Genomic DNA, 26,179 nt, shown 5'->3' with positions numbered 1-26,179 from the left:
GGTATCGGCGATCACACCTCGATCCGAGTGGACAGCATGCGCGAGGTTTCGATCAGCGTGCGGCATAGGTGCTCCATCGATTTGTACAGTCTTTCGTCGCGGAAATTGCCGTCCTCGTCGAAGGCGTTGCCGCCTTCGGGCACCGAGCATTCCGGCGTCACCACTTCCATCTGGCAACGCACCAGCACGGCGCGCAGATGGTTGATGCAGCGGATGCCGGCAAAGTGCCCATTGGAGGACGAGCAGAGGCCAGCCACCTTGCCGGCAAGCGGCCTGAGCGGCCGGCCGCCATCCTTGCGCACCCGGCTCACCCAGTCGATCGTGTTCTTGAGCAGTGGCGGGATGGAGCCGTTATATTCCGGCGTTGCGATCATCACACCATCATGGGCGGCAATCAGCCGGCCAAGTTTGATGGCGTTTTCAGGGACGCCTTTTTCCTTTTCGAGGTCCTCATCGAGGATCGGCAGGGGATAGTCGGCAAGCGAGATGCGGGTCACCTCGGCGCCCTGCACGGCAAGCTCCTTTTGCGCCACGTCGGCGGTCCTGCCGCTGTAGGCGCCGCTGCGCACCGAGCCTGCGAAGACGAGGATTTTCGGGATCACTGCCATTGGCCACCCTTGTTCCCGGACAGGTACAGCCAAGACCCGCCCAAATCAACGCACTGGCCCGAAAATCGAAATCGATTTTGGCAAGCACGATGCGCGGGTTCAAAAGTATGGGGCCTTGCTTTGTGCGCCCAGGGAACGCGGGTCGTCCTAATGTGCTTCGCGCCGGTAGATCCAGAGCTGCGTCGGCGGGATGTTGCGGATGACGAAATGGAAATGCTCGACCGTATAGTCGCCGCGGCCGGGCGGGATTGGCGACATTGGGCCATAAGTCAGCTGCACGATCGGCCGGCCGGCCGGGATGCGGTCGAGCAGGCTCTCGATATAGGCGATGCGCTGGGCGACCGGAAAGTTGAGCAGCGGCACGCCTGAAACGACGGAATCGAAGATCATGCCCCTCTTGTCGCCAAGCGTGGCGTCGAGGTTGAAGGCATCGCCCTCGATCACGTTGACGGCGGGATAGAGCCCCCGCAGGTGGCGCACGAAATCGGTGTTGTATTCGACCGCGTAGAGATTTTCGGGGCGCACGCCCTGGGCCAGGATGGCACGGGTGATGACGCCGGTGCCGGGACCGACCTCGAGCACCGGCAGTCCGGATTTCGGATTGACGATCGAGGCCATCTTGCGGGCGGTGATCGAACTGGTCGGCACGATCGAGCCGACCGTCTTCGGCTTGTCGATCCAGCCCTTGAAGAATTTGAGCTCGTCGTCGAACTTTTCGGCAAGCGCCTTCCGGAGTCCGGGACCACGTGTCATGCAAGCTCTCCTCAGCGCCCCCCGCAAGCTACTTAGCACCTGGGTGACGCAAGGCAAGGCGCGGCCGTGCCGATGTCGTGGATAAGATAAGTTTCGTCGCGTCCCAAGGAGCGACAGGCCTTACGGACTCGCGCGGCCGGCCTTGGCGTCCTGTCCTATGCATCAACGCTCGCCGAAGGATTCGAAGAAATCCTTCATGCGGGCGAAAAAGCCGCTCGATTGGGGCGAATTGTCCTGCGAGGAGAGCTGTTCGAACTCCTCCAGCAGTTCGCGCTGGCGGCGGGAAAGGTTTTGCGGCGTCTCGACCGCGGTCTGGATGTAGAGGTCGCCGACATTGGGCTGGCGCAGCACCGGCATGCCCTTGCCCTTGAGGCGGAACTGGCGTCCGTTCTGGGTGCCTTCCGGCACCTTCACCTTGGTCTGGGTGCCGTCCAGTGTCGTCACCTCGAAGGAACCGCCAAGGGCTGCCGTCGTCATCGAGATCGGCACCTTGCAGTAGAGATCGGCGCCGTCGCGCTGGAAGAATTCATGTGGCTTGACCGCCAGGAAAATATAGAGGTCGCCCGATGGCCCGCCGCGCAAGCCGGCCTCGCCCTCGTTGGCGAGGCGGATGCGGGTGCCGTCCTCGATGCCGGCCGGAATGTTGACCGACAGCGAACGTTCCTCGGTGACGCGGCCCTGGCCGGCGCATTTCGGGCATGGGTCCTTGATGGTCTGGCCGCGCCCCTGGCACTGCGGGCAGGTGCGCTCGATCGAGAAGAAGCCCTGCGTGGCGCGCACCTTGCCGTGGCCGTTGCACATCGAGCAGGTCACCGGCTGGGTGCCGGGCTTGGCGCCGCTGCCCGAGCATTCCGAGCACGAGATCGAGGCCGGCACGCGGATCTGTGCGGTCTTTCCCGCGAAGGCTTCCTCCAGCGAGATTTCCATATTGTAGCGCAGATCGGCGCCGCGCTCGCGGCCGCCCGACGAGCGGCGCTGGCGTCCGCCCATCATGTCGCCGAAAATATCCTCGAAAATGTCGGCGAAGCCACCGGCGCCAAAGCCTTGCGCACCGCCATTCATGCCGCCCTGTTCGAAGGCCGCGTGACCGAAGCGGTCGTATGCCGCGCGCTTCTGCGGGTCCTTCAGCGTCTCGTAGGCTTCGTTGATTTCCTTGAACTTGTGCTCGCAGGAGTGATCGCCGGGATTGCGATCGGGATGGAACTGCATGGCGAGCTTGCGAAAAGCGCTCTTCAGCTCCTTCTCGTCGGCACCCTTCTGGACGCCCAGCGTCTCGTAGAAATCAGCTTTCATTTTTTCCCGCTGTCCGGATGCTCAACGTCTTGAAGCATTGTTGCGTCTTCTGCCGGCGCTGCCGTTCCGATTTAGGTGCGATGGAAGCGGGATGCCAGTGTCGACGCGGGTTTGCTCGCATTTTTTCGGCCGGCGCCGCTCTTTTTCTGCGAGGGGTTGCAAAAAAGCCCGGCTTTGCGCCGGGCTTTTCGCTTTACCTGCCGTCAAACGGCTCAGGCGGACTTCTTCTTGTCGTCGTCTTCGTCGATTTCCTCGAAATCGGCATCGACGACGTCACTGTCCTTGGCGGCGTCCGCCTTGGCGTCGGCTTCCGCCGTTTCCTTCTGCGAGGCCTCGTACATGGCCTGGCCGAGCTTCATCGAAGCTTCGGCGAGCACTTGGCTCTTGGCCTCGATCTCGGCCGCGTCATCGCCCTCGGCCGCGGTCTTCAGCGCCGCGATCGCATCGGCAATCGCCGTGCGGTCGGCTTCCGAGACCTTGTCGCCATATTCCTTCAGCGACTTCTCCGAGGAATGCAGCATCGCTTCGGCCTGGTTGCGGGCCTCGACCAGCGCACGCCGCTTCTTGTCGCTCTCGGCATTGGCTTCGGCGTCCTTGACCATCTTCTCGATGTCGGCGTCCGAAAGGCCACCCGATGCCTGGATGCGGATCTGGTGCTCCTTGCCGGTGCCCTTGTCCTTGGCCGAGACGTTGACGATGCCGTTGGCGTCGATGTCGAAGGTGACCTCGATCTGCGGCACGCCGCGCGGGGCCGGCGGGATGCCGACCAGGTCGAACTGGCCGAGCGCCTTGTTGTCGGCGGCCATCTCGCGCTCACCCTGGAAGACCCTGATGGTCACGGCCGACTGCGAATCCTCGGCCGTCGAGAACACCTGGCTCTTCTTGGTCGGGATGGTCGTGTTGCGCTCGATCAGCCGCGTGAACACGCCACCCAGCGTCTCGATGCCGAGCGACAGCGGCGTCACGTCGAGCAGAAGCACGTCCTTGACGTCGCCCTGCAGCACGCCGGCCTGGATGGCGGCGCCGAGTGCGACGACCTCATCCGGGTTGACGCCCTTGTGGGGCTCCTTGCCGAAGAACTGCTTCACGATCTCCTGGATCTTGGGCATGCGGGTCATGCCGCCGACCAGGACGACTTCGTCGATCTCGCCGGCCTTCAGGCCGGCATCCTTCAGCGCCGCCTTGCAGGGGTCGATGGTGCGCTGGACGAGATCCTCGACCAGGCTTTCGAACTTGGCGCGGGTCAGCTTCAGAGTCAGGTGCTTGGGCCCGGTCGCATCGGCGGTGATGAAGGGCAGGTTGATCTCGGTCTGCGTCGTCGACGACAGCTCGATCTTGGCCTTTTCAGCCGCCTCCTTGAGGCGCTGCAGGGCAAGCTTGTCGTTCTTCAGGTCGATGCCCTGTTCCTTCTTGAACTCGGCCGCCAGATATTCGACCAGGCGCATGTCGAAATCCTCGCCGCCGAGGAAGGTGTCGCCATTGGTCGACTTCACCTCGAACACGCCGTCGCCGATCTCGAGCACCGAAATGTCGAACGTGCCGCCGCCAAGGTCATAGACGGCGATGGTCTTGCCATCCTTCTTGTCGAGGCCGTAGGCAAGTGCTGCCGCGGTCGGCTCGTTGATGATGCGCAGCACTTCGAGGCCGGCGATCTTGCCGGCGTCCTTGGTCGCCTGGCGCTGGGCGTCATTGAAATAGGCCGGAACGGTGATGACCGCCTTCTCGACCTTCTCGCCGAGATAGGCTTCCGCCGTTTCCTTCATCTTCTGCAGGATCATGGCCGAGATCTGGCTGGGCGACTGCTTCTTGCCGCCGGCTTCGACCCAGGCATCGCCATTGTCGCCCTTGACGATCTTGTAGGGGACAAGCTTCTTGTCCTTCTCCGTCACCGGATCGTCATAGCGGCGGCCGATCAGGCGCTTGACCGCGAAGATGGTGTTTTCAGGATTGGTGACCGCCTGGCGCTTGGCCGGCTGGCCGACCAGACGTTCGCCGTCGCCGCTGATGGCGACGATGGAAGGCGTCGTGCGCGCGCCTTCCGCATTCTCGATCACCTTCGGCTCCTTGCCATCCATGATGGCGATACAGGAGTTGGTGGTGCCTAGATCGATACCGATTACTTTTGCCATTTTTCTAGTCTCTCCGCTAAGCAGGCTCTCAGGACCCGTACAGGCGTTCCGATGAAAGCCCCTGTTCACAAGAAATTCCGTTCCGGCTACCGGCATTCCGGCGCCGAACGGCTTGGCGCGTATATAAGAACAGGCAGTGCCGCGCGCAAGCATTCTGCGCAAGGCGTCCACCATCCTTGCTGGCTGGCGGGAAACGGCCTAACTATGCATCATGCATAGGATTGCCGACCACGGGATATGGTGATGACCAGGGACCTGGAAAAGCTGCGCCTGGAAAACATCCTTGGCGCCATGAGCCTCGCTCTCGTCGACAAGATGGAGAAGGCGTTCGGCACGGAGACCGGTCTCGGCCCGAGCGCCGTCGCCGCGGTAATCCAGATCGGCTCGAACCCCGGCCTGTCGATCGAGACCCTCCGGCGCTTCATCGCCCTGACGCATTCCGCCACCGTCAGGCTGGTCGATCATCTGGTCGAACAAGGGCTGGTGCTGCGCGGCGAAGGGATCGAGGGCGACCGCAGGTCGAAGGCGCTGCGCCTCACCGACAAGGGCGATGACGTCTTCGGGCGCAATCTGGCGGCACGGCGCGGTGTCATCGAGCGCGCCGTTGGCGCGCTCGATCCCGAGGAAACGCGCAGCCTGGGCCAGCTGGTCGAAAAACTCCTGCCGGCGCTGGTCGACATGGGCGACGACCAGAATGTCGTCTGCCGGGTCTGCGACGAAGCCGCCTGCGTGCGCGAGCGCTGCCCGATCAGCCATATGAGCTGACCCGGCGGGCAGCTTTCGTCACGGCAGGCTTCACCACCGCAATCCGCGTCCGCTCCGGCGCGGTCAGCTCGACCGTTGCCCGGAACACCGTGCCGAGCCTGATCGGTGAACCTTTCCACCTCCGCCTGCGACTGACATCCAGGCGCCGCATGGTGCGGCCCGGAAAGGAAGCTCCCCATGACCAGCAACCCAGAGGCTCTGCGGTCTCCGGGAACAACAGGAGCTCGGCGCGACCACCGTTTCAGGGACGGGGTCGATGCGCTGGGCTTTCCGCTGATTCCGTTGACCCTGCGTAAGAGCAGGCGTATCGTGACTATGAGGAAAGCAGACAATTCGATCAGGGAAGAACGAGCCGGACCGCCGCGCCCCGCCCTGATTTGCGCGGCAAAACCGGACGTTTCTCCCGTGGCTAACGGGGGTAGCTTCATGTCTCGCGTCCGGGATTCGTTCGCGTCTTCTCTTGACTATGGGCTGAGCCGCGCCGTGCGGGCGGGCGGAGGCCTGCTGGCGCTGGCACTCAGCGCCAGCCTTTGGCTGGGCGGCAGCGCCCAGGCGCAGGAGACCCAGATCATCTATCCCGGCTCGATGGCGGTGACCGGGTTCTCCGGCACCATCATTCCCAATTTCGATCAGGGCCTGCCGCCCGGCGTCGATCCCGTCGACGAGACCTTCATCGATACAACGCGCGCCACCTTGCGCGTCTTCGACGTTTCGCACCTTGGCGGGCCGGCCGCCGGCCAGCTCGTCTTCACGCCGCCGCCCTTCGAGGTGACGGCCGGCCAGATCGGCCAGGTGTTCGGCCTCACCTATGATGACGGCGTGCGCGACGGCGTCCCGTCCGGCGTTCCCAATCTCTATGCCGGCGCCACCTCGCTGCATGGCATCCGCATCGTCACGCCGGACGCCGACGACGATGGAAGGCCGGAGCGGCAGCGCCGCGGTACGGCCGGTGCCACCTTCATGGACGGTCAGTTCGGCACCGAAAACGGTGGCGGGCCGGGCACCATCTGGAAGATCGACGGCATCACCGGCCAGGTCTCCAAATTCGCCGACATCGACACCAACAGCGGTCCAGGCATCGGCAATCTCACCTTCGATGCCACCCATCGCCAGTTCTTCGCGTCCGATCTCGACACCGGCCAGATCCATCGCATCGACGCCAACGGCGAGCTGATCGACAGCTTCGACCATGGCGTTGCCGGGCGCCCGGCGCATGGGCTGGCTCCGGTCGCCGATGATGGCGCGGTGATGGACATCCACGGTGCTGCCTTCGACAGCGAAGACCTCGACAGCTGGGGCTACACGCAGGACGAACGCCGCGTCTGGGCGGTCTCCTATCATGGTGGCCGGGTCTACTATTCGGTCGGCGAAAAGTCGGAAATCTGGTCGGTGGGCATTGCCCGCGACGGCACCTTTGCCGGCGACCCGCGCTGGGAACTGACAGTCAAGGCCGACAAGGACTACGCCGTCACCGACATCGCCTTCGACAACAGCGGCTTCATGTACCTGGCCCAGCGCGGCCCGGTCGAGAACCGTTACGACTACAGCCAGTTCGCCGATTCCGGCAAGGGCGAGGTCATCCGTTACTGGCGTGAAAATCCGGACGATCCGGCGACGGAATCGGTCTGGGTGGAAGTGCCGCAGGAATATGCCGTCGGCTTCCCGCAGGGCAACCGGCAGTCGGCCGGCGGTCTCGACCTGCAATATGGCTATGACGCGGAGGGCAATCTCGACACCTCGGTCTGCACCCAGACGCTGGTCAACACCGGCGACAAGCTGCGCGACAATCCGGCCCTTGCCGAACAGCTCGCCGCCGGCGGGCCGCTCGCCGTGCATGGCGTGCAGATCACGCCCAGGGAACTGGTCAAGCCGGCCAACGTGCCGCCCTTCGGCTCCTGGTTCGTCGACTTCGACGGCTATTTCGAGGACCCCGAGGTCGAGGGTCATGTCGGCGACGTTGCCGTCTGGCACCCTTGCGAGGGCCGCGCCGGCTACTATGAAGAAATCCCGGGCGGCTACCTGCCCCCCTTCTATCCGCCGGACTTCCCACCGCCCGGCAATCTGCCTCCCTGTCTCGATGTGGAGGACGTCCAGTATTTCTGCACGCCTTCCGGCCTCGAGGCCGATCTCTATCTCCATGACCATGCCGGCTTCGGCGGCGATTCGATCAAGGCCCAGTCCAGGACGCCAGGCGTCGGGGTGACCACCCCGCAGTCGCATGCGCCCGGCAAGCCCTACACGATCGGCATCACCGGCCATTATCCGGGCGACACAGTCGATGTCGGGCTCTGCTTCTACAGGAAGTCCGACAAGGACAAGGGTGGCTACTACCCTTGCTGCAAGATGACTTTGCCGCTCAGAACCCCAGCCGTCAGCTGCGAACGTTGAGGAGGGAAAGATGAACATTCTTGCCCTGTCCCCGCTCGCGACGAACACTCAAAAAACCGTCATGGAGACGATCATGAAACCCCTGTCATATGCCAGGCGCGGCGCGCGCTGGCTGATGGCGGCCGGTATCGCGGTCGCCATGCTAACCCCGGTGCAAGTCTTCGCGGAAGACGCTGCCCCGATCACCCCGGAGCTGAGGCTCGACCTCGACAATTCGCGCGTCGTCAATCCGAGGCCGGATCGGATCGTGCCTTTCTTCACCAAGAAAGGTACTCAAAGAGGCTGCGACTACGTCGTCTATTCGCTGAGCTTCGGCTTGCGCGGCGACCCGCAGGGCTTTGCCGACCCAGGCCTCGCGGCCAGACTTAACAAGCTCAAGCTCGACTTCAAGGACCAGCTCCCGCACGGCCTTGAGATCGTCAACGTCAATGTGGCCGGCGACGGCACGGATTCGTCCGGCGGACCTCTACCGGGTGCAACGATCAGCACCTCGGCGAATCCCAACGATACGGCTGATGTTTCCGATTTCCGGATTTCCGCCTCCGATCTCGACGGCGTCGGCGCTCCGAACGAGCGCGTCATCACCTTCCAGATCACGGCCAAGATCGACCACGCGGCGTTTCCCTCGCCGACCATCGTCGACAACCAGGGTATGATCAAGGTGACCGCCGGACCGGGCACCGGGACCATCATCCCGTCGCAGGATCCGAGCAAGCCCGACGACGGTGACTTCAAGACCGGTGAAAAGACCTCGATCAAGATCGACGTCACCAAGTGCAACCCGCCGCCACCACCTCCCGGCAAGGAATGCTTCAAGGTGGAACGCGGCACGGTTGATTGCGTGCCCGGTGGCGGCGCCTTCATCTACCACATGCCGGTCGGCCCGGAGATGGGCGGCAAATGGGTGCAGGTTTCAACGACGACGCCCGGCATCACCATCATCCCCGACACGCAGCTGGTGCCGGCGGGCGGCGGTGTGCTCAACTGGAAGATCGTCGGTGCGTCGCCTGGCGACGTCATCCATCTCATCGTCACCGGCATCGAAACCTATGCCGGGCCGAAGGAAGGCTGGGGCCTGTGCTGCACGCAGACCATCGACATCGTCATCCCGCGCGACCAGAGATGTCCGCCCAGGGACAAGGAACCGGACCTCAAGGTCGAGAAACGCGCCGATGTTCCGCGCTGCACGATGGCCGGCGGCTGCGACTTCACCATCAGGGTCACCAATGTCGGCACCGCGCCCTACAACGGCAAGATCGTGCTCAACGAGGTGACAATGCCGGCCGGCTCGACGCTGAGTTCAGGGCCCAATCCGCCCTGGGTCTGCGTGCCCGGCACCACCCCGATGACGTGCACCTATCCGGTGACTACGCTCAATCCGGGCGCCTTTGTCGACCTCAAGCTCGGCTTCAAGCCGGCCGGGGGCTGGCAAGGCGGTGCTTTACGCAACTGCGCCGCCTATAATTATGCGGCCAGTGGCAAGCCACTGTTCGGCAGCCAGTCGAACGATCGCGGCTGCGCCTCGATCCCGATCTGCCGGCGTGGCGATCGTGACCGCGATTGCCAGCCGCCGGTCGAGAAGAAGGTTGACCTGATCCTGAAGAAGCGGGCCCGCATCCCGGTCTGCACGGCCGACGGCATCTGCTATTTCGTGATCGACGTCATCAACAACGGCAGCGCCACCTACAATGGGCCACTGACCGTCATCGACAGCTATCCCGGCGGCACGCCGGCCTCCTCGACCTTCGGGCCGAGCCCGCCCTGGACATGCGGACCGAACGGCCCCGGCCAGTTCCGCTGCGACAACGCAGGCATCTCGCTGCCTCCGGGCGCTTCGACGCCGATCGTCGTCAAGGCGGTGATGCCGGCCGGCTATCAGTCGGACTCGGTCGAGAACTGCGCCGAGGTAAAACCCATCCCCGGTGAAACCGACCTCACCAACAACAAGGCCTGCGCCAAGGAACGCTTCCGTCATCCCAATGGCGGCAAGCCGACCCTGCGCATCACCAAGGTCTGCAACGGTTCGCTCGCCGGTGCCGCGGTCGTTTCTTGCCGCATCACCGTCAGCAGCCTTGGCACCGCTGCCCCCACCGGTCCGGTGCGGGTCAACGACGCCGCCACGCTGGTGGCCGGCGGCGCGCCCGTCCAGATCCAGACCGTCACCCCCGACGGCGCGGAATGGGCTTGCGGACCGGTTCCGGCCAATGCGCTGTCGTGCCAGATTCCCGGTGCCGTCATGACACCCGGAACCAGCCGCCACTTCGACGTGACGGTTTCGGCGAATGGCGAGTTCGAGAACTGCGTGCGCGGCTCCTATGGGCCGGCGCCGGGCGACGATGTCGTCTATCCGATCGGCCAGGCCTGCGCCAAGGGCGGCGGCCCTTCGACCATCCGCGTCGAAAAGACCGGCGACCGCGAATGCCGGCTCGGCCAACCCTGCTCGTTCGACATCACCATCACCAACGATGGGACGAGCCCCTTCTCCGGTCCGGTTCGCATCGGTGATGCGATCGGCGTGGAGGGTCTCGGCAGGCTGGACGGCGTTGCGATCACCTCGATCGACCCGCCCTTCGGCTGCTCGCCGGAGCCGGCGACCTTGCCGGCGTCCTGCATCGCCAACCTGTCGCTTGGCGCGGGCGAAAGCCAGTCGCACCACGTGACGGTGATTATCCCCGACGATGGCCGCCTGGCCAATCTGCAGGGCAACGTCAGCGGCCAGAACTGCGTTGGCGTCCTGTCTCCCGACACACGGGTGCAAGGCGGCGGCGACGTGCTGGGCGGCGACCAGACCAACGTGCAGGGCGATCGTGGCAAGGCCTATGCTTGCCATCCCTTCACCATCACGCATGAGGCCACGAAGGAATGTTCGGCGGGCTTCGTCATGAACGACGCCGGTCGCTGCGTCTGCCCGGAAGGCACCACCTTCCGCAATGGCCAGTGCACTGGCGGCGGCACCAACGTTCTGCCAACGCCGCCGCCGCCGAAGCGCTGCGTACTGCTCGAAGGCCAGATCCGCACCGAGGACGGACGCTGCGTCTGCCCGCGCGGCACGAAACTGGAGAACGCGAAGTGCGTCAGGACCGACAAGCCCGAGCAGTGCACCATCCGTGGCCAGATCCATGATGCCTATGGCGATTGTGTCTGCCCCCGAGGGACCGAGGTGCGCAACGGCGCCTGCCGTCCGATCCAGCCGAAGCCTCAGCAGTGCCGCATCCCCGGCCAGATACGCAATGCCGATGGCGATTGCGTCTGTCCGCAAGGGACCGAGGTGCGCAATGGGGCCTGCCGCCCGATGCGACCGAAGCCCGAGCAGTGCACCATCCGTGGCCAGGTCCACGACGCCAACGGCGATTGCGTCTGCCCGAGGGGTACCGAGGTGCAAGGCAACGCCTGCCGGCGCAAACAGCCGACGGTGCAACCGTGCGACATACGCGGCCAGGTCCACAACAAGCGCGGCGAGTGTGTCTGTCCGCGTGGGACGCAGGTGATCGACGGTGCCTGCCGCAAGCCGCAGGTGGAATGCGCACCGGGCTCGCAGATGATCAATGGTCAGTGCCAGCCGATCATCAAACGGCGTTGCCCGGTGGGCACGGTCGGACGGTATCCGAACTGCGTGCCGATCCGCAGGCAGCCGGGCGTGGAGATCAACCCGAACCTGCTGAACCCGAATATCCTGCAGCTTCTGCCGCGGCGCACGCCGCAGGTCCAGCAGCAGCAACTGGATCCGGCGACCAACAACATCCAGAACTTCAAGCCGTAATCGGGCCCAGTCAGACATCGCGAACCCGCCGGAGCAATCCGGCGGGTTCTTTTTTGATCCCCGGGGCCGCTGCGGCGCCACACGGGTCTGTGCGGCCACCGCGGCTGCCCACTCGACAAGTCACCTGGAGCGCATTAGGCAGTCGATTCGGAGCGGCCACATGAAAGGTCCCTCGGAAAGGCCGCATCATGAGCAAGAAGACCTTGATCGCACCGTCGGTGCTGGCATCGGACTTTTCCAGGCTTGGCGACGAGGTCGAGGCGGTGGTGGCGGCCGGCGCCGACTGGATCCATCTTGACGTGATGGACGGGCATTTCGTGCCCAATATCACCTTTGGTCCGCCGGTGATCAAGGCAATCCGCAACCGCACCAAGGCCTTCTTCGACTGCCATTTGATGATCGCGCCGGCCGATCCCTATCTGGCGGCCTTCGCCGAGGCCGGCTGCGACGGCATGACGGTGCATGCCGAGGCCGGGCCACATCTCGACCGCTCGCTGCAGACGATCAGGAACCTTGGCAAGAAGGCGGGTGTGTCGCTCAATCCGGCAACGCCGGAAAGCGCGGTCGAATATGTGCTCGACCGGCTCGACCTGATCCTGATCATGACCGTCAATCCGGGCTTCGGCGGCCAGGCCTTCATTCCGGGGATCGTCGACAAGGTGAAGCGGGTCAAGGCGCTGATCGGCGGCCGGCCGATCAGCATCGAGATCGACGGCGGCGTTTCGGCCGAAACCGCGCCACTGGTCACCGCTGCCGGCGCTGACGTGCTGGTGGCCGGCGCCGCCATCTTCAAGGGCGGCAGCGTCGAAGCCTACCGGCAAAACATTCAGGCGATCAGGACGGCAGCCGACAACGCAGCCGGCTAAACGCACGGCACCCATCTCGTTTTCAATCTCCGTATGCCGGCCAGTGGTTCTGGTGTCGGGGCTCGTGAGGTCAGATGCTCCACGGCATCGGATCTGGATGAGGAGCGGCGGCCTCATCCGATTCGAATGTTCGCCGCCCCGTGCGACACAACAGAACAGATGGCCGCGCGCGCACAAAAGAACAGAAAGAACAGATTCTCCTGCGTGCATGCAAAACAGGTTGAGTTCCTCAGGTTGTGGGAACGCGTGGATTTACAGGATCGAACACCGGCGTGTCGCATATTCCTTTGTGCTTAAGTGCAATGGCGTGATCTTCTGCTTGAGCGTTCACCGGCGGACGCTGTATGGTGCGCGTACGAAAAGGAATGCTTTCGGACTCGAATTGCCCAAGACAGGTTTTGGGGACAAGGAGTCGCTTTGACATACGGAGCTGCCAATCTCAACGACGACGGCGCAGGACCCAAGAGCACGCTTGCCAGCACGGTCTATCACCAACTGCGTGCGGACCTTCTTGACGGCGTCCTTGAAGCCGAGAGCAAGTTGCGGGTCGAATGGGTGGTTTCCAAATATGGGGCTGGCGCTTCCCCTGTCCGCGAGGCGCTCAATCGCCTCGCCTCGGAGGGGCTTCTCGGCCGGCACGACCAGCGCGGCTTCTTCATCATGCCGGTCAGCGCGTCGGAGCTCGAAGAGCTGACGCGCACGCGCTGCTGGCTCGAAGAACGGGCGCTTCGCGAATCCATCGCTCACCGCACCGCCGAATGGGAAGAGCAACTGGTGCTGGCGCTGCATCGCCTGGCGCGCGCGTCACGTCTTTCGCCGCACAATCCCTCCTCGCTCGATCCGGATTGGGAGAAGTTGCACCGCACCTTCCACCGGGTCCTGATATCGGCCTGCCGCTCGCATTGGCTGGTGGGATTTTGCGATCAGCTTTCCGATCATGCCCACCGCTACCGGCAAATGGCCAATGATGGCGAAAGCATACAGCGCGACGATCTCGGCGAGCATCGCCTGATCGCCGAACGTGCCCTGGACGGCGATGCCGATGGTGCGGTCGAGGCACTGGTCAATCATTACCAGTTGACCGCTGCCATCTGCCTGGAACACCTCAAGCAGGGCGAAGAGTCAAAGGCGGTCACCGGCAAGGCCGAACGCGCCCGGCGCTAGCGGCCGCTTCATCGACAGGGCTTTTCGCGACCCATCGCTCGCAACCATTACCGCTGACCTGGCGGGCGCGAACCACCGCTTGCGGTCTTGACGGCAGGACCAAGAACCGCGAACTCTTCGCCGCCAATGCATGGCGCTCGAAAAGCATGCTCAGCGCCACCGCTTCCGCCGCCCCGGGAAAGATTTCATGAGCAATCATCTGTTCGACGCGTTCCGCTCCCGGATGCCGGCGCCAGGCCGCCTGTTGATGGAAACCGATGACGGGCGCTCGCTCACCTATGGCGATATGCTGGCGCGGTCGGCGCAGCTGGCGCACACACTTTTGCAACTGGGCGTCGAGCCGGGAGACCGGGTGGCCGTTCAGGTCGAGAAGAGCCCGGAGGCGGTCCTGCTCTATCTCGCTTGCCTGCGTGCCGGCGCCGTCTTCCTGCCGCTCAACACCGCCTACACACTGGCCGAGCTGGAATATTTCTTCGGCGATGCCGGGCCCCGACTGGTCGTCTGCGATCCGGCAAGGGCGGCCGACATCGAGGCGCTGGCGCAAAAGGCGGGCGCCGCCACCGTCACGCTCGACGGCAAGGGCGAGGGATCGCTGACCGATCAGGCCTCGCGGCTGCCGTCGGACTTCCACGATGTGACGCGCGGCGAGGGCGATCTCGCCGCGATCCTCTACACCTCGGGAACGACCGGCCGCTCGAAAGGCGCCATGCTCAGCCACGAGAACCTCGCCTCGAACGCGCGGGTGCTGGTCGATCTCTGGCGCTTCACGACGGATGATGTGCTGATCCACGCGCTGCCGATCTTCCACACCCACGGCCTGTTCGTCGCCACCAACGTCATCCTGATGGCCGGTGCGTCGATGCTGTTCGAGCGGAAGTTCGATGCAGGCCGCATCGTCTCGCTGTTGCCGCGCGCAACGGCCCTGATGGGGGTGCCGACCTTCTACGTGCGCCTGCTTCAGCAGGACGGGCTGGACCGCCAGGCAGCGAAGAACATCCGCCTGTTCATTTCCGGTTCGGCGCCGCTGCTTGCCGAGACGCACAAGGCCTGGCGCGAGCGCACCGGCCACGCGATCCTCGAGCGCTACGGCATGACCGAAACCAACATGAACACCTCCAACCCCTATGACGGCGAGCGGCGCGCGGGCACGGTCGGCTTCCCCTTGCCTGGCGTGTCGCTGCGCATCGCCGACCCCGACGATGGCCGGCCGCTCGCCCAGGGCGAGGTCGGCATGATCGAGGTCAAAGGTCCCAACGTCTTCGGCGGCTACTGGCGCATGCCGGAGAAGACCAAGGCGGAATTCCGCGCCGACGGCTTCTTCATATCAGGCGATCTCGGCATGATCGACGGCGACGGCTATGTCCACATCGTCGGCCGAGGCAAGGACCTGATCATTTCCGGCGGCTACAACATCTACCCGAAGGAACTCGAAAGCGAGATCGACGCGCTCGACGGGGTCACGGAGAGTGCCGTCATCGGCGTTGCCCATCCGGATTTCGGCGAAGGCGTCACCGCGGTCGTCGTGCGCGCGCCGGCCTCGCAGATCACCGGGGCCGAGATTCTGGGCGCCATCGCCGGGCGCGTGGCGAAGTACAAGCACCCGAAGCGGGTGATCTTCGTCGACGAACTGCCACGCAACACGATGGGCAAGGTGCAGAAGAATCTCTTGCGCGAGACCTACAAGGATCTCTACGCATCCTAGGCCTTACCTCTCTGTTTCGACGCAATTCCGGACGGGAAATCGCCTCACACGTTTCCTGGAATTGTTTTCGGACAGCGCCGCCTACTCCAGCTTGCGCGGTCTTTCGATCCGGGAGCCCCACAAGGCGCGCGTGAGCAGGTTCCGCTTGCCCTTGCGCGGGACAAGATCGATATCGCTGACAAGCTTTGCGCCGCCCTTGCGCCGCTCCAGGGTGATCTTGCGGCTGTGGAAGGCTTCCAGCTCGGCGCGGTGCGCCACGCTGATGATGGTGACTTTCGGCAATTCGTGGATCAGCGTTTCCATCATCTTGCCCTGGCTCTTCTCATCGAGTGCCGCGGTTGCTTCATCCAGCACGACAATATCGGGGCTGTGCAGGAGGAGGCGCGCGAAGGCGAGGCGCTGCTTTTCGCCGCCCGACAGGGTCTGGTCCCACGGTGCGTCTTCCTCGATCTTGGCGGCGAGATAAGCGAGGCCCACCTTGTCGAGGGCGGCGTTGATCTCTTTGATCGTCCAGTTGTCGGCGGCGGCGGGATAGGCGACCGCACGGCGAAGTGTGCCCGAGGGGATGTAGGGACGTTGCGGCAGCATGAACAGCCGCCTGCCGGCGTGGAAATTGACGCTGCCGCCACCCCAGGGCCACAGGCCCGCGACGGCCCGCACCAGCGTGCTCTTGCCTGAACCGGATTCGCCGGCCACCAGCACCCGCTCGCCCGGTTCGATCACAACTCCGGTTTCCTTGACCACGGCGGTGCCGTCGTCGAGCGTCACCGAGAGATTGTCCAGGCTGAGCATAGCACCGTCTTCGGTTTCACCGCGACCGATGCGTCCGAGGGCGTCGCTCTGCTCGGCACGCTCGAGCCCGTCGAGTGACATCATCAGCGAGGCGACGCGCCGTGCGGAGGCGTTCCAGTCGGCGAGGCGCGGGTAGTTGTCGACCAGCCATCCGAACGCACCCTGTACGATGGCAAAGGCAGAGGCAGCCTGCATGACCTGCCCAAGCGTCATGCTGCCTTCGAGGAATTTTGGCGCGCAAAGCAAGATCGGCACGACCGGCGCAAACAGGCTCGACCCCTGCGACACCAGCGCCGTGCGCATGTGCTGGCCTGTCAGCAGCGCCCATTGCCTGAGCACATGGCCGAACGTCTTGTCGATGCCGCTGCGCTCCTCCTCCTCGCCGCCGAGCAATGCGATGCTCTCGCCGTTTTCCCGCACGCGCGTCAGCGTGTAGCGGAACTCGGCTTCCGCCTGGTTCTTCTCCTCGGAGAGGTGGACGAAATGGCGGCCGATGACCGCCATCGAGGTGGACGTGATCGCAGCATAGATCATCGCCGTGATGACAAGGAAGCCGGGAACGGTGATGCTCGAACCTGCGGCCGTGAAGCTCAGGGCCCCGCCGATTGTCCACAGCACCACGATGAAGGTCGAGGCCGACAGAAACGCGTTGAGGACGCCGGCGATGAAGTCGACAGGTGACTCCGTGGCAATCCGCAAATCCTCCGTGAGGCGGGCTTCCGGGTTCTGGTGGTCGCCGCTGACCAGGTTCAACTGATAGTAACGGCCGCTTGCGAGCCAGCGTGCGATGACCGCGGTGGTGAGCCAGGAACGCCAGCGGCGCTGGATCGTCATGCGAAGGTAGACTTGCGCAACGACCAGACTTCCGCTCCCAAGCACGAGCGGCAGGAACACGGCGCTCAGGAAATAGACGGTGCGGGCATTGCGTTGCTCAAGGGCGTCGAAAATTCCGCGATTCCAGACGTTGATCCCGTACTGGAAGCCGACATTGATGCAGATAAGGATCAACAGCGCGATCGTGAACGGCCAGGCGAGCCGGTCGCCACGCCGGCTCCAGTAACCGCGCGCGCTGATCCAGAAACGCCTCAGCAAGTATCTCTTGCGCGCCTGCTCGGCCTCCTCGGGCGTCAGCTCCGGATCGGGTTCGACGGCGTCGGGCGGCGGAGCAGCCTGGCCGTTGACTTCAGGTGCGACTTCGGCTGTCGATGGCTTCTCGTCACGCGGCTTATTTTGGCGCGACTTTTCAGCACCGCGCGGTTTGGCGCCGTCGACCGATTTCGCCTTGAGTCTTGCCCCGGACATACCGGCGATAACGGCTTAAAAATCAAAAGGTTTCATGACGTCCGCTCGAGATGACGGATCCCGGCAGCGCCTGTCATTCCCGGTACAGCAGTTCGACGGCATGGTCGGCGATCGCCAGGCTTGCCGTCAGGCCGGGGCTCTCGATGCCGAACAGGTTGACGATTCGCCCGGCGCCATGGTCGGCCGGACCCTGGATCATGAAATCGGCCGCCGGTTGGCCCGGGCCGGATAGCTTCGGCCTGATGCCGGCATAGGCCGGCTGCAGGGCTCCGTCGCCAAGCTCGGGCCAGTAGCGCCGGATCGCCTCGTAGAAGACGGCGCTTCGGCCGGGATCGACCGTGTAATCGATACGATCGATCCATTCGACGTCGGGTCCGAAGCGGGCACTGCCGCCCAGGTCGAGCGTCAGATGGACGCCAAGGCCACCTTCGACCGGAACCGGATAGATCAGCCGCGAAAAAGGCGACCGGCCCGGAAGCGCGAAATAGTTTCCGCGCGCCAGCCACTGCCGGGGGATGAGATCCCTTGGGAAACCGTCGATGCGGCCGGCCAGGGCCTGCGCATCGAGGCCTGTGGCATTGACGAAAGCGCTGGCCTGCAGCGTGAAGGTCTCGCCATCGGCATCGCGCGTGTCGATCCGGATCCCGTCGGCTTCGATAGTCGCCCCGGCAACGACGGTCAGGAAGGCGAAGGATGCGCCGGCGGCCTCCGCGTCGCCGCGCAGCGACAGCATCAGCGCATGGCTGTCGACAATGCCGGTCGACGGCGACAGCAGGGCGGCGGCGCATGTCAGTGCCGGTTCCAGGCTTTCGGCCTCGCCGCGCGTCAAAAGCTCGAGATCGCCGACCCCACAGCGTCGCGCATTGGCCTGGATCGCCCGCAATCCGTCGATCTGGCCGGGCTCGCTGGCGACGATCAACTTGCCGGTGCGCGCATGGGCGATGCCATGCTCGGCGCAATAGGCATAGAGCCGCTGGCGGCCTTCGACGCAGAACCGGGCTTTCAGGCTCCCCGGCGCATTATAGAGCCCGGCATGGATGACTTCGGAATTGCGCGAACTGGTGACGGTGCCGATCGAACCGGCCTTCTCGATCACCACCACCTCGCGGCCCGCCAAAGCGAGCGCCCTGGCGATGGCGAGCCCGACGACACCGGCTCCGGCGACAACACAGTCGACTGCCTGCATGAGCTCCCTTTCAGGGTGAAGCGCTGGCCTCGAACACCATCTTGCCGCCGATCCAGACTTGTCCGATATCGAGATCATCCGACAGCGCGACAATATCCGCCGCCGTACCGTTGGCGAAGCGCCCGAGCCGGTGCGACTGGCCGATCGCTTGCGCCGGATAGAGCGAGGCCATGCGCAACGCCTCCGACAGGTCCAGCCCGATAACGCGGTGGACGTATCGAACAGCCGAGATCATGTCGAGATCCGCCCCCGCCAGCGTGCCGTCAGCGAGCCGCAGGCTGCCATCCTTGCGGTAGATGGTGCGACCGTTCAGCGTGAATGACGTCATGTCGGTGCCGATCGTCGCCATGGCATCGGTGACCAGCACGATCCTCGCCGGTCCCTGCTTGGCACGCAGCGCGATCTTGATGGTGACGGGATCGACATGGATGCCGTCGGCGATGAGGCCAGCGGACAATGTGCCGGTGTCGATGGCCGCGCCCGCCAGCCCAGGCTCGCGATTGCCGATCTGGCTCATCGCGTTGAACAGATGGGTGACCATCGAAGCGCCGGCCGCGGCAAAGGTGCTGGCCGTGGCGTAGCCGGTGTCGGAATGGCCAAGGCTGACGATGACGCCCGCCTTGGCGAGCGCTGCGACGCGTGCCGGTTCGACGGATTCGGGCGCTATCGTGGTGAGCAGCACCGGCAACTTGTGCCGCGCCGCGATCAGCATCGCCTCGTCCTTGTCCGTCATCGGCCGGATCAGCGCCGGATCATGCGCGCCCTTGCGGGCGATCGACAGATGCGGGCCTTCGAGATGCAGGCCGAGGAAGCCCGGCACCTTCCGCAGCGTCGCTGCTTCGCCGGCGGCGACGGCGGCGGCGGTGATCGCGGGCGTGTCGGTGATCAGCGTCGTCAGCAGCGCCGTCGTGCCGAAGGGCGCATGCGCCTTGCAGATGGTTTCGATCGACGCGACATCGGGGTGGTCGTTGAGCATGACGCCGCCGCCGCCATTGGCCTGCAGGTCGACGAAACCGGGCGCCAGCATGCCGCCGCCGGTGTCGACGACGCGAATGTCGGGGGGGAGGGCGCCCGTAGGCAGGATAGCCTCGACGAGGCCGTCGCGCACGACAAGCGCGTGGCCTTCATGCCAGTCGTCGCCGTCGAATATCCGGGCGCCGGTCAGGGCAAAACGGTCGCTCATACGGTCTCCGTCACCTTGCGAAGATTGCGTGGCGTGTCCGGATCAAGGCCGCGATGGCGGGCAAAGGCCTCGACGAACACATAGAAGGACACGATCAGCGTCAGCGGATCGGTCAGCGGGTGACCGGTGGCGACATGCGGCAGGCGCGTGGCGCGATTGGCAAGCATCGAGGTGATGAAGACCGGCGCCCCCTTGGCGGCCAGGCTGTCGGCGGCCTCGGCGACCGACGGCTCGGACGCGTCGCGCGCGGCCAGCGCAAGCACCGGGAAATCGGGACCGATCAGCGCCAGCGGACCATGCATGACTTCGGCGGCACTGTAGGCCTCGGCATGCATGCCGCAGGTCTCCTTGAACTTCAGCGCCGCTTCGTTGGCCATCGCCGCCGACGGTCCACGGCCGAGGATGAACAGCGACTTCTGCTTGTCGATCGTTTCGGCCAGCACCGTCATCCAGTCGCAGCCGATCGCCTTGCTGAAATGCTCGGGCAAGCGGGCGAGCGCCTCGAGAAGCGCTTCGTCGCCGGTGGAATGCGCCATCAAGGCGAGACCGGCGACGGCGGAATTGACGAAGGTCTTGGTTGCCGCGACGCTGCGCTCGGGCCCCGCCAGGATATCGATCGCATAATCCGAGGCGCGCGCCAGCGGCGAATCGGCGGTGTTGGTGATGGCTATGGTCAACGCGCCGCCGGCCCGTGCGGCTTCGGCCATGGCGACGATGTCAGGGCTCTTGCCCGACTGCGAGATCGCAAGGCAGGCGGAGCCTGCCAGCCTAAGCTTGGCGCCATAGATCGAGGCGATCGATGGGCCGACCGAAGCGACGGCCAGGCCCGCGGTCAGCTCGACGGCATATTTCATGAACGTGGCGGCATGGTCGGACGAGCCACGCGCCACGGTGACGACAAACTGCGGGTCGCGTTCGCGGATGCCGCGTCCGGCCTCGGTCAACACGGCGCCGGAGCCGTCGAGCAGGCGGGCGACGGCTTGCGGGATCTCTTCGATCTCGCGCCGCATATGGGTCATCTCTGTCGGCTCTGTACTCATGGTCGGCCCTCTTCGCTCGGCCCCGTCAGCCGCAGTTCGGCGACGAAATCATAGGCGTCGCCCCTGTAGATGGAGCGGGTGAATTCGATCACCTTGCCGCTCGCCAGATAGGAAATGCGTTCGATGTGCAGGCCGGCGATGCCGGGCGGCACTTCGAGCAGGCGCGCGTCGCTGTCGCCGAGATTGGCGGCGGAAATGCGCTGCACCGCCCGCACCGGACGGTTGCCGGTCAATTCCAGCGCCGCATAGAGCGAGGAGCCTATTCCCGCCGGGTCGGGCAATACGCTGGCCGACAGCGAGGCGCGTTCGATCGCCAGCGGCGTGTCGTTCGCAATGCGCAGGCGCGCCACGCGCGCCACAAGTTCGTTCGACGACAGGCCGAGCACCATCATCTCGTCGGGCGAGGGCGCGTAAAGGCCGCGGTCGAGCCAGGCCGATCGCACCGCCATGCCGCGCCGCGCCATGTCCTCGGTGAAGGATGTCAGCCGCGACAGCGACTGCTCGACGCGCTCCATGCGCGGCGCCACGAACGTGCCGGAGCCATGCCGCTGGACCAGGATGCCGCCCTTGACCAGGTCCTGCACCGCCTTGCGCACCGTGACGCGAGAAATGTCGGCCTTGGTGGCGATGTCGCGCTCGGAAGGCAGCGCGTCGCCCGGCCCGATCAGGCCGCGATTGACTGCATCCTCGATGCTCTTGCGGAGCTGCAGATAAAGCGGCGCGCCGCTTTGCGACGATTGTTTCAGCGTGGCGAAGATCTGGTCGGCGGCGTCGCTCATCGCGCGGCCTCCGCTGGTCTGGCGAAAAGGCGAACCGCCATCTGCACGGCGCCGCCCAGTGCGTCGTCGAGCGGCGGCTTCAGCAATGCCCGGTAGCGCGCCGACAGGCGCGGCGCGTAGAGCGGCGCCAGCCCGCCGAGCAGGCAGAGCGGCGCGTCGTCGGCAAGGTCGAGTGCGCCGAGCGAGGCCTCGACGTCGGTGATTGCCCTGTCGAGGATCCAGTTGGCGACGCTGTCGCCCTTCTCGGCGTGCTCGAACACCTTGGGCGCGAAGCCGCCGAAATCGCCGGGCTTGGCGTTGGTGGTGAATTCGACAACGTCCTCCGGGTTGTTGCGGAAAACGGCGAGCATGCTCTGCGTCAGCGGCGAACCCGCGCGGACGCCGTCATAGGCGAGCAGCGTCTGTTCGAGCAGGTCGCGGCCGATGCGGGCGCCGCTGCCCTGGTCGCCGACCTGGAAACCCCAGCCGCCGATGGCGCGCGACTTGCCGTTCTTGCGCGCCATGTAGGCGGTACCCGTGCCGAGGATCGCCATGGCGCCGTCACCGGAGCCTACAGCCCCTTCGAGTGCGATTTCGGCGTCGGTCTCGACGCGGCTGATGCTGAACGGCAGGATGGCTTCAAGCTGCTGCCTGTAGGTGCCGACATTGGCGCCGGCAAGGCCGAGAATGGCCGGTGTTTGCGGGATGAATTCGGGATCCTGCCCGGCGGCGATGAACGCCTGCCGCGCGGCCTCGACGATGTTCGATCGGGCGCCGGTGAGATCGGTGCGGATATTGGCGGCGCCGCTCTTGGCGCGGCCAATGACCGCGCCGTCCACCGTCGCCAGGGCAGCCCTGCAGCTGGTGCCGCCGCCATCGATACCGAGCACGAAATTCACGCGATTTCTCCTCCGGGCGGATAATACCAATAAAATACCAATAGCCAAGGGTTAATTTCCGTTTCAAAAAGATTAAGGCGTATTTTATTGAAAAACCTAGGCATTTCGCCGGCTCAGCGATTTCCGACTCGGGACTTCGTTAATGCGTGTGGACAAGTGGTATTTTTTTGGTATTGTTCTGGTATTGGAGGTACCGGGATGGCCGAAACGCGCACCGAAGCGCTTCACCAGAATGCCGAGGGTCTGGATATTCAGGCCCCCGACGCCATCCTTGCTTCGTTGGCCGATGCGCAGATCGAAGCCGCAAAGGTCGTACGCCAAGCCATTCCCTCAATCGCCAGGGCAGCCGAGATCATCGCCGGCCGGCTGAAGAGCGGCGGCAAGCTCGCCTACGCGGCAGCCGGCAGCTCCGGCCTGATGGCACTGGCCGATGCGCTTGAACTGCCAGGCACGTTCGGCATTCACCGCGACCGCATCGCCATCCTGATCGCCGGCGGCGACGCGGCTTTCAGGACACTGGCCGGCGGGCCCGAAGATGATACCGAGGAGGCCGCGACGGCCGTAGCCAATGCCGGCATTGGCGCGGGCGATTGTCTGATCGCTGTCTCCGCCAGCGGCACGACGCCCTATGCGGTGCGGGCCATCGAGGACGCGCGGCGCCGGGGTGCCGCCACCATCGGTATCGCCAACAACCGCGATTCGCTCCTGCTCCGGCAGGCCGAAACCGCCATCCTGCTGGAAACGCCGCCGGAGCTGATCGCCGGCTCGACCCGCATGGGCGCGGGCACCGCTCAGAAAATCGCGCTCAACATGCTGTCGACATTGACCGCCGTCCATCTCGGTCACGTGCATGACGGCTACATGGTCAACCTCATGGCCGACAACATCAAGCTGCGTGATCGCGCGGCGCGCATTGTCGCCGCCGTCAGCGGGCGCGGCAGGGACGAAGCGGCCCGGCTGCTCGAGAAGAGTGGCGGCGCGGTCAAGACCGCCATTCTGCTCGCCGCCGGCGCCGACAGCGCCGATGCGGCCGAGAAGATACTGGAAGAGGCCGGCCAGAAGCTTCGGCCGGCCCTTTCCGCGATCGAGGGGAGCAAGGGGCGCACTGCCTCCGTTCTCATCAAAACCGAACCTGAAAAAGGTCAACAGGGAGACTGAGCATGACAACGAAACTACTGACGGCACTGCTTCTGGGCACCAGCATTCTCGGCACCGCCGGGGTGGCTTCTGCCGCAGACGTAACGCTCAACATCGAAAGCTGGCGCGGCGACGACCTTGCCATCTGGAAGGATAAGCTGATCCCGGCTTTCGAAGCCAAGAACCCGGGCATCAAGGTGGTGTTCGCCCCGTCGGCGCCGACCGAATATGACGCCGCGCTCGGCGCCAAGCTCGCCGCCGGTTCGGCGGGCGACCTGATCACCTGCCGCCCGTTCGACAAGTCGCTTGAACTCTACAAGAAGGGCAACCTCGCCGACCTCTCGGCGCTGCCCGGTATGGAGAATTTCTCGCCCGTGGCCAAGGCCGCCTGGCAGACCGACGACGGCAAGGCGAGCTTCTGCGTGCCGATGGCCTCCGTCATCCACGGCTTCATCTACAACAAGGATGCCTTCGACAAGCTCGGCATCAAGGTGCCGCAGACCCGCGACGAGTTCTTCGCCGCGCTCGATAAGATCAAGGCCGACGGCACCTACATCCCGATGGCGATGGGCACCAAGGATCTCTGGGAAGCCGCGACGATGGGCTACCAGAACATCGGCCCCAACTACTGGAAGGGCGAGGACGGCCGCGCCGCCTTGATCAAGGGCGAACAGAAGCTGACCGACAAGGACTGGGTCGCGCCGTATGAGGAACTGGCCAAGTGGAAGCCGTATCTCGGCGACGGCTTCGAGGCACAGACCTATCCGGACAGCCAGAACCTCTTCACCCTCGGCCGCGCCGCCATCTACCCGGCCGGTTCGTGGGAAATCGGCCTGTTCAACACCCAGGCCCAGTTCAAGATGGGCGCCTTCCCGCCGCCGGTCGAGAAGGCCGGCGACACCTGCTACATCTCCGACCATACCGATATCGGCATGGGCCTGAATGCAGCTTCGAAGAACGCCGACGCCGCCAAGACCTTCCTGTCCTGGGTCGCCTCGCCGGACTTCGCCACCATCTACGCCAACGCGCTGCCGGGCTTCTTCAGCCTGAACTCCTCGCCGGTGAAGATGGAAGATCCGCTGGCGCAGGAATTCGTTTCCTGGCGCGGCAAGTGCAAGTCGACGATCCGCTCGACCTACCAGATCCTGTCGCGCGGCACGCCGAACCTCGAAAACGAGACGTGGGTTGAATCGGCCAACGTCATCAACGGCACCGACACCCCGGAAGCTGCCGCCAAGAAGCTGCAGACCGGTCTCGACAGCTGGTACAAGCCGGCCAAGTAAGAGCTCAGGCAACGAAGCCGGCCGGGCGCAGGCCTGGCCGGTTTCGGACTATCCTGGTTTTCAGGCTGTGATTGTCGGCGTGGCCTCTCGGCCTTACCCTCTGCGTAGGGGAAGGTGAAGCTGACCTGTCACAGGCCTTTGTCCTTCCTGCACGGGAAGGAAATCCGGGCAGTGCATCGAGGCATCATCTAGCATCGACATCATTTGGAACCGAGAGACGGCGGGGACCGAACTCATGGCCGCAGAAACACGACCGAAACGACCGACCCGCTGGCACATCGGCGTCTTCCTGGCGCCGGCGTTGCTCGTCTACACGGCGATCATGATCCTGCCGCTGGCCGGCACGCTGCAGCTATCGCTGTTCCGCAACATCGAGCAGCACCAGATCTTCGTCGGGCTGGAAAATTTCCGCACGCTGTTCGGCGACCCCAACTGGTCGGTGGGTTTCTGGAACGCACTCAGGAACAACACCTGGTTCTTCATCATTCACATGCTGGTGCAGAACCCGATCGGCGTCATGCTGGCGGCCTTGCTGTCCAGCCCGAGGCTCAGATTCGCCGCCTTCTACCGCACGGCGATCTTCGTGCCGACCATCCTGTCCTTCGTCATCGTCGGCTTCGCCTGGAAGCTGATCCTTTCGCCGCTATGGGGCGTGGCGCCGCATATGATGGACCTGGTCGGCCTGAAAAGCCTGTTCACGCCATGGCTGGGCAAGGAGCAGTATGCGCTGACGGCGCTCAGCCTGATCTCGGTGTGGCAGTTCGTCGGCATCCCGATGATGCTGATCTACGCCGCCCTGCTGTCGATCCCCGAAGAGGTGATCGAGGCGGCCGAGTGCGACGGCATCACTGGCCTGTCGCAGTTCTGGAAGATCAAGCTGCCGCTGATCCTGCCGTCGATCGGCATCATCTCGATCCTCACCTTCGTCGGCAATTTCAACGCCTTCGACCTGATCTACACCGCGCAAGGCGCGCTCGCCGGGCCGAACTATTCCACCGATATTCTCGGCACCTTCCTCTACCGCGCCTTCTTCGGCTTCCAGTTGCAGGTCGGCGACCCCAACATGGGGGCGGCGATCGCCACGATGATGTTCCTGATCATCCTTGGCGGCGTCTGCGTCTATCTGTTCCTCGTGCAGACGCGCCTGCGTCGCTACCAGTTCTAAGGGGCA

General features: G+C 64.6%; 19 protein-coding genes. 9 read left to right on the top strand and 10 right to left on the bottom strand.

Annotation, left to right across the window (positions count from 1 at the left end; genetic code table 11):
- Window positions 1–11: 11 nt before the first annotated feature.
- The 4 genes from BLS48_RS04305 to dnaK all read right to left on the bottom strand — a co-directional run bounded on the left by BLS48_RS04305 (window position 12) and on the right by dnaK (window position 4,783).
- Window positions 12–608 carry an NADPH-dependent FMN reductase gene (locus BLS48_RS04305; protein ID WP_091575782.1) on the bottom strand — a complete coding sequence of 199 codons (597 nt, stop codon included), beginning with the start codon at window positions 606–608 and terminating at the stop codon, window positions 12–14.
- A gap of 147 nt (window positions 609–755) precedes the next feature.
- Window positions 756–1,361: a phospholipid N-methyltransferase PmtA gene (gene pmtA, locus BLS48_RS04300; protein ID WP_091575781.1), complete on the bottom strand. Its 606-nt coding sequence runs from the start codon at window positions 1,359–1,361 to the stop codon at window positions 756–758.
- A 162-nt stretch (window positions 1,362–1,523) separates the two neighbouring features.
- Complete coding sequence (gene dnaJ / locus BLS48_RS04295; protein ID WP_023765366.1) at window positions 1,524–2,654, bottom strand: molecular chaperone DnaJ; 1,131 nt, start codon at window positions 2,652–2,654, stop codon at window positions 1,524–1,526.
- A 212-nt stretch (window positions 2,655–2,866) separates the two neighbouring features.
- Window positions 2,867–4,783: a molecular chaperone DnaK gene (dnaK, locus tag BLS48_RS04290; protein WP_091575780.1), complete on the bottom strand. Its 1,917-nt coding sequence runs from the start codon at window positions 4,781–4,783 to the stop codon at window positions 2,867–2,869.
- A gap of 243 nt (window positions 4,784–5,026) precedes the next feature.
- On the opposite strand from dnaK, the gene BLS48_RS04285 reads away from it, so the two are divergent.
- From BLS48_RS04285 to BLS48_RS04260, 6 genes are all read left to right on the top strand, one after another.
- Window positions 5,027–5,548 (top strand): MarR family winged helix-turn-helix transcriptional regulator, encoded by a 522-nt coding sequence (locus BLS48_RS04285; RefSeq protein ID WP_091576197.1) that lies wholly within the window; start codon window positions 5,027–5,029, stop codon window positions 5,546–5,548.
- A 426-nt stretch (window positions 5,549–5,974) separates the two neighbouring features.
- On the top strand, window positions 5,975–7,936 hold the full coding sequence (locus tag BLS48_RS04280) for an NHL repeat-containing protein (RefSeq protein WP_091575779.1): 1,962 nt from the start codon (window positions 5,975–5,977) through the stop codon (window positions 7,934–7,936).
- A 10-nt stretch (window positions 7,937–7,946) separates the two neighbouring features.
- Window positions 7,947–11,696 (top strand): DUF7929 domain-containing protein, encoded by a 3,750-nt coding sequence (locus tag BLS48_RS04275; protein ID WP_091575778.1) that lies wholly within the window; start codon window positions 7,947–7,949, stop codon window positions 11,694–11,696.
- A 188-nt stretch (window positions 11,697–11,884) separates the two neighbouring features.
- Entirely contained in the window at window positions 11,885–12,562 is a 678-nt protein-coding gene (gene rpe / locus BLS48_RS04270) for a ribulose-phosphate 3-epimerase (RefSeq protein WP_091575777.1), read from the top strand.
- Between the two features lie 417 nt (window positions 12,563–12,979).
- Entirely contained in the window at window positions 12,980–13,726 is a 747-nt protein-coding gene (locus tag BLS48_RS04265) for a GntR family transcriptional regulator (RefSeq protein WP_091575776.1), read from the top strand.
- A gap of 187 nt (window positions 13,727–13,913) precedes the next feature.
- On the top strand, window positions 13,914–15,428 hold the full coding sequence (locus BLS48_RS04260; RefSeq protein ID WP_091576196.1) for a malonate--CoA ligase: 1,515 nt from the start codon (window positions 13,914–13,916) through the stop codon (window positions 15,426–15,428).
- An 81-nt stretch (window positions 15,429–15,509) separates the two neighbouring features.
- Here BLS48_RS04260 and BLS48_RS04255 read toward each other — a convergent pair whose 3' ends face one another.
- From BLS48_RS04255 to BLS48_RS04230, 6 genes are all read right to left on the bottom strand, one after another.
- Window positions 15,510–17,522, bottom strand: coding sequence for an ABC transporter ATP-binding protein/permease (locus BLS48_RS04255; protein WP_091575775.1), 2,013 nt, complete (start codon window positions 17,520–17,522; stop codon window positions 15,510–15,512).
- Window positions 17,523–17,595: 73 nt separating this feature from the next.
- Window positions 17,596–18,708, bottom strand: coding sequence for an NAD(P)/FAD-dependent oxidoreductase (locus BLS48_RS04250; protein WP_091575774.1), 1,113 nt, complete (start codon window positions 18,706–18,708; stop codon window positions 17,596–17,598).
- A gap of 10 nt (window positions 18,709–18,718) precedes the next feature.
- Window positions 18,719–19,891 (bottom strand): N-acetylglucosamine-6-phosphate deacetylase, encoded by a 1,173-nt coding sequence (nagA, locus tag BLS48_RS04245; RefSeq protein ID WP_091575773.1) that lies wholly within the window; start codon window positions 19,889–19,891, stop codon window positions 18,719–18,721.
- Complete coding sequence (locus BLS48_RS04240) at window positions 19,888–20,931, bottom strand: SIS domain-containing protein (RefSeq protein ID WP_091575772.1); 1,044 nt, start codon at window positions 20,929–20,931, stop codon at window positions 19,888–19,890. The genes nagA and BLS48_RS04240 overlap by 4 nt, the downstream gene beginning before the upstream one ends.
- A complete protein-coding gene (locus BLS48_RS04235) occupies window positions 20,928–21,710 on the bottom strand; it encodes a GntR family transcriptional regulator (RefSeq protein ID WP_027040955.1) in 783 nt (260 codons plus the stop codon). The genes BLS48_RS04240 and BLS48_RS04235 overlap by 4 nt, the downstream gene beginning before the upstream one ends.
- Window positions 21,707–22,588 carry a glucosamine kinase nucleotide-binding domain-containing protein gene (locus tag BLS48_RS04230; protein ID WP_091575771.1) on the bottom strand — a complete coding sequence of 294 codons (882 nt, stop codon included), beginning with the start codon at window positions 22,586–22,588 and terminating at the stop codon, window positions 21,707–21,709. Before BLS48_RS04230 ends, BLS48_RS04235 begins: the two co-directional genes overlap by 4 nt.
- A gap of 198 nt (window positions 22,589–22,786) precedes the next feature.
- On the opposite strand from BLS48_RS04230, the gene BLS48_RS04225 reads away from it, so the two are divergent.
- The 3 genes from BLS48_RS04225 (at window position 22,787) to BLS48_RS04215 (ending at window position 26,173) form a co-directional block, all read left to right on the top strand.
- Entirely contained in the window at window positions 22,787–23,746 is a 960-nt protein-coding gene (locus BLS48_RS04225) for an N-acetylmuramic acid 6-phosphate etherase (protein ID WP_091575770.1), read from the top strand.
- Window positions 23,747–23,748: 2 nt separating this feature from the next.
- Window positions 23,749–25,008: an ABC transporter substrate-binding protein gene (locus BLS48_RS04220; RefSeq protein ID WP_091575769.1), complete on the top strand. Its 1,260-nt coding sequence runs from the start codon at window positions 23,749–23,751 to the stop codon at window positions 25,006–25,008.
- A gap of 235 nt (window positions 25,009–25,243) precedes the next feature.
- On the top strand, window positions 25,244–26,173 hold the full coding sequence (locus BLS48_RS04215) for a carbohydrate ABC transporter permease (RefSeq protein WP_091575768.1): 930 nt from the start codon (window positions 25,244–25,246) through the stop codon (window positions 26,171–26,173).
- Window positions 26,174–26,179: the final 6 nt, after the last annotated feature.

The sequence above is a fragment of the Mesorhizobium qingshengii genome, assembly GCF_900103325.1.
Lineage (GTDB): Bacteria > Pseudomonadota > Alphaproteobacteria > Rhizobiales > Rhizobiaceae > Mesorhizobium > Mesorhizobium qingshengii.
This window is presented reverse-complemented; position numbering and strand designations above follow the sequence as displayed.

What these genes read in the sequence shown, in the direction of transcription:
- BLS48_RS04305 (WP_091575782.1), bottom strand. Translation starts at nt 608, where the DNA reads ATGGCAGTGATCCCGAAAATCCTCGTCTTCGCAGGCTCGGTGCGCAGC.
- pmtA (WP_091575781.1), bottom strand. Translation starts at nt 1,361, where the DNA reads ATGACACGTGGTCCCGGACTCCGGAAGGCGCTTGCCGAAAAGTTCGAC.
- dnaJ (WP_023765366.1), bottom strand. Translation starts at nt 2,654, where the DNA reads ATGAAAGCTGATTTCTACGAGACGCTGGGCGTCCAGAAGGGTGCCGAC.
- dnaK (WP_091575780.1), bottom strand. Translation starts at nt 4,783, where the DNA reads ATGGCAAAAGTAATCGGTATCGATCTAGGCACCACCAACTCCTGTATC.
- BLS48_RS04285 (WP_091576197.1), top strand. Translation starts at nt 5,027, where the DNA reads ATGACCAGGGACCTGGAAAAGCTGCGCCTGGAAAACATCCTTGGCGCC.
- BLS48_RS04280 (WP_091575779.1), top strand. Translation starts at nt 5,975, where the DNA reads ATGTCTCGCGTCCGGGATTCGTTCGCGTCTTCTCTTGACTATGGGCTG.
- BLS48_RS04275 (WP_091575778.1), top strand. Translation starts at nt 7,947, where the DNA reads ATGAACATTCTTGCCCTGTCCCCGCTCGCGACGAACACTCAAAAAACC.
- rpe (WP_091575777.1), top strand. Translation starts at nt 11,885, where the DNA reads ATGAGCAAGAAGACCTTGATCGCACCGTCGGTGCTGGCATCGGACTTT.
- BLS48_RS04260 (WP_091576196.1), top strand. Translation starts at nt 13,914, where the DNA reads ATGAGCAATCATCTGTTCGACGCGTTCCGCTCCCGGATGCCGGCGCCA.
- BLS48_RS04255 (WP_091575775.1), bottom strand. Translation starts at nt 17,522, where the DNA reads ATGTCCGGGGCAAGACTCAAGGCGAAATCGGTCGACGGCGCCAAACCG.
- BLS48_RS04250 (WP_091575774.1), bottom strand. Translation starts at nt 18,708, where the DNA reads ATGCAGGCAGTCGACTGTGTTGTCGCCGGAGCCGGTGTCGTCGGGCTC.
- nagA (WP_091575773.1), bottom strand. Translation starts at nt 19,891, where the DNA reads ATGAGCGACCGTTTTGCCCTGACCGGCGCCCGGATATTCGACGGCGAC.
- BLS48_RS04240 (WP_091575772.1), bottom strand. Translation starts at nt 20,931, where the DNA reads ATGAGTACAGAGCCGACAGAGATGACCCATATGCGGCGCGAGATCGAA.
- BLS48_RS04235 (WP_027040955.1), bottom strand. Translation starts at nt 21,710, where the DNA reads ATGAGCGACGCCGCCGACCAGATCTTCGCCACGCTGAAACAATCGTCG.
- BLS48_RS04225 (WP_091575770.1), top strand. Translation starts at nt 22,787, where the DNA reads ATGGCCGAAACGCGCACCGAAGCGCTTCACCAGAATGCCGAGGGTCTG.
- BLS48_RS04220 (WP_091575769.1), top strand. Translation starts at nt 23,749, where the DNA reads ATGACAACGAAACTACTGACGGCACTGCTTCTGGGCACCAGCATTCTC.
- BLS48_RS04215 (WP_091575768.1), top strand. Translation starts at nt 25,244, where the DNA reads ATGGCCGCAGAAACACGACCGAAACGACCGACCCGCTGGCACATCGGC.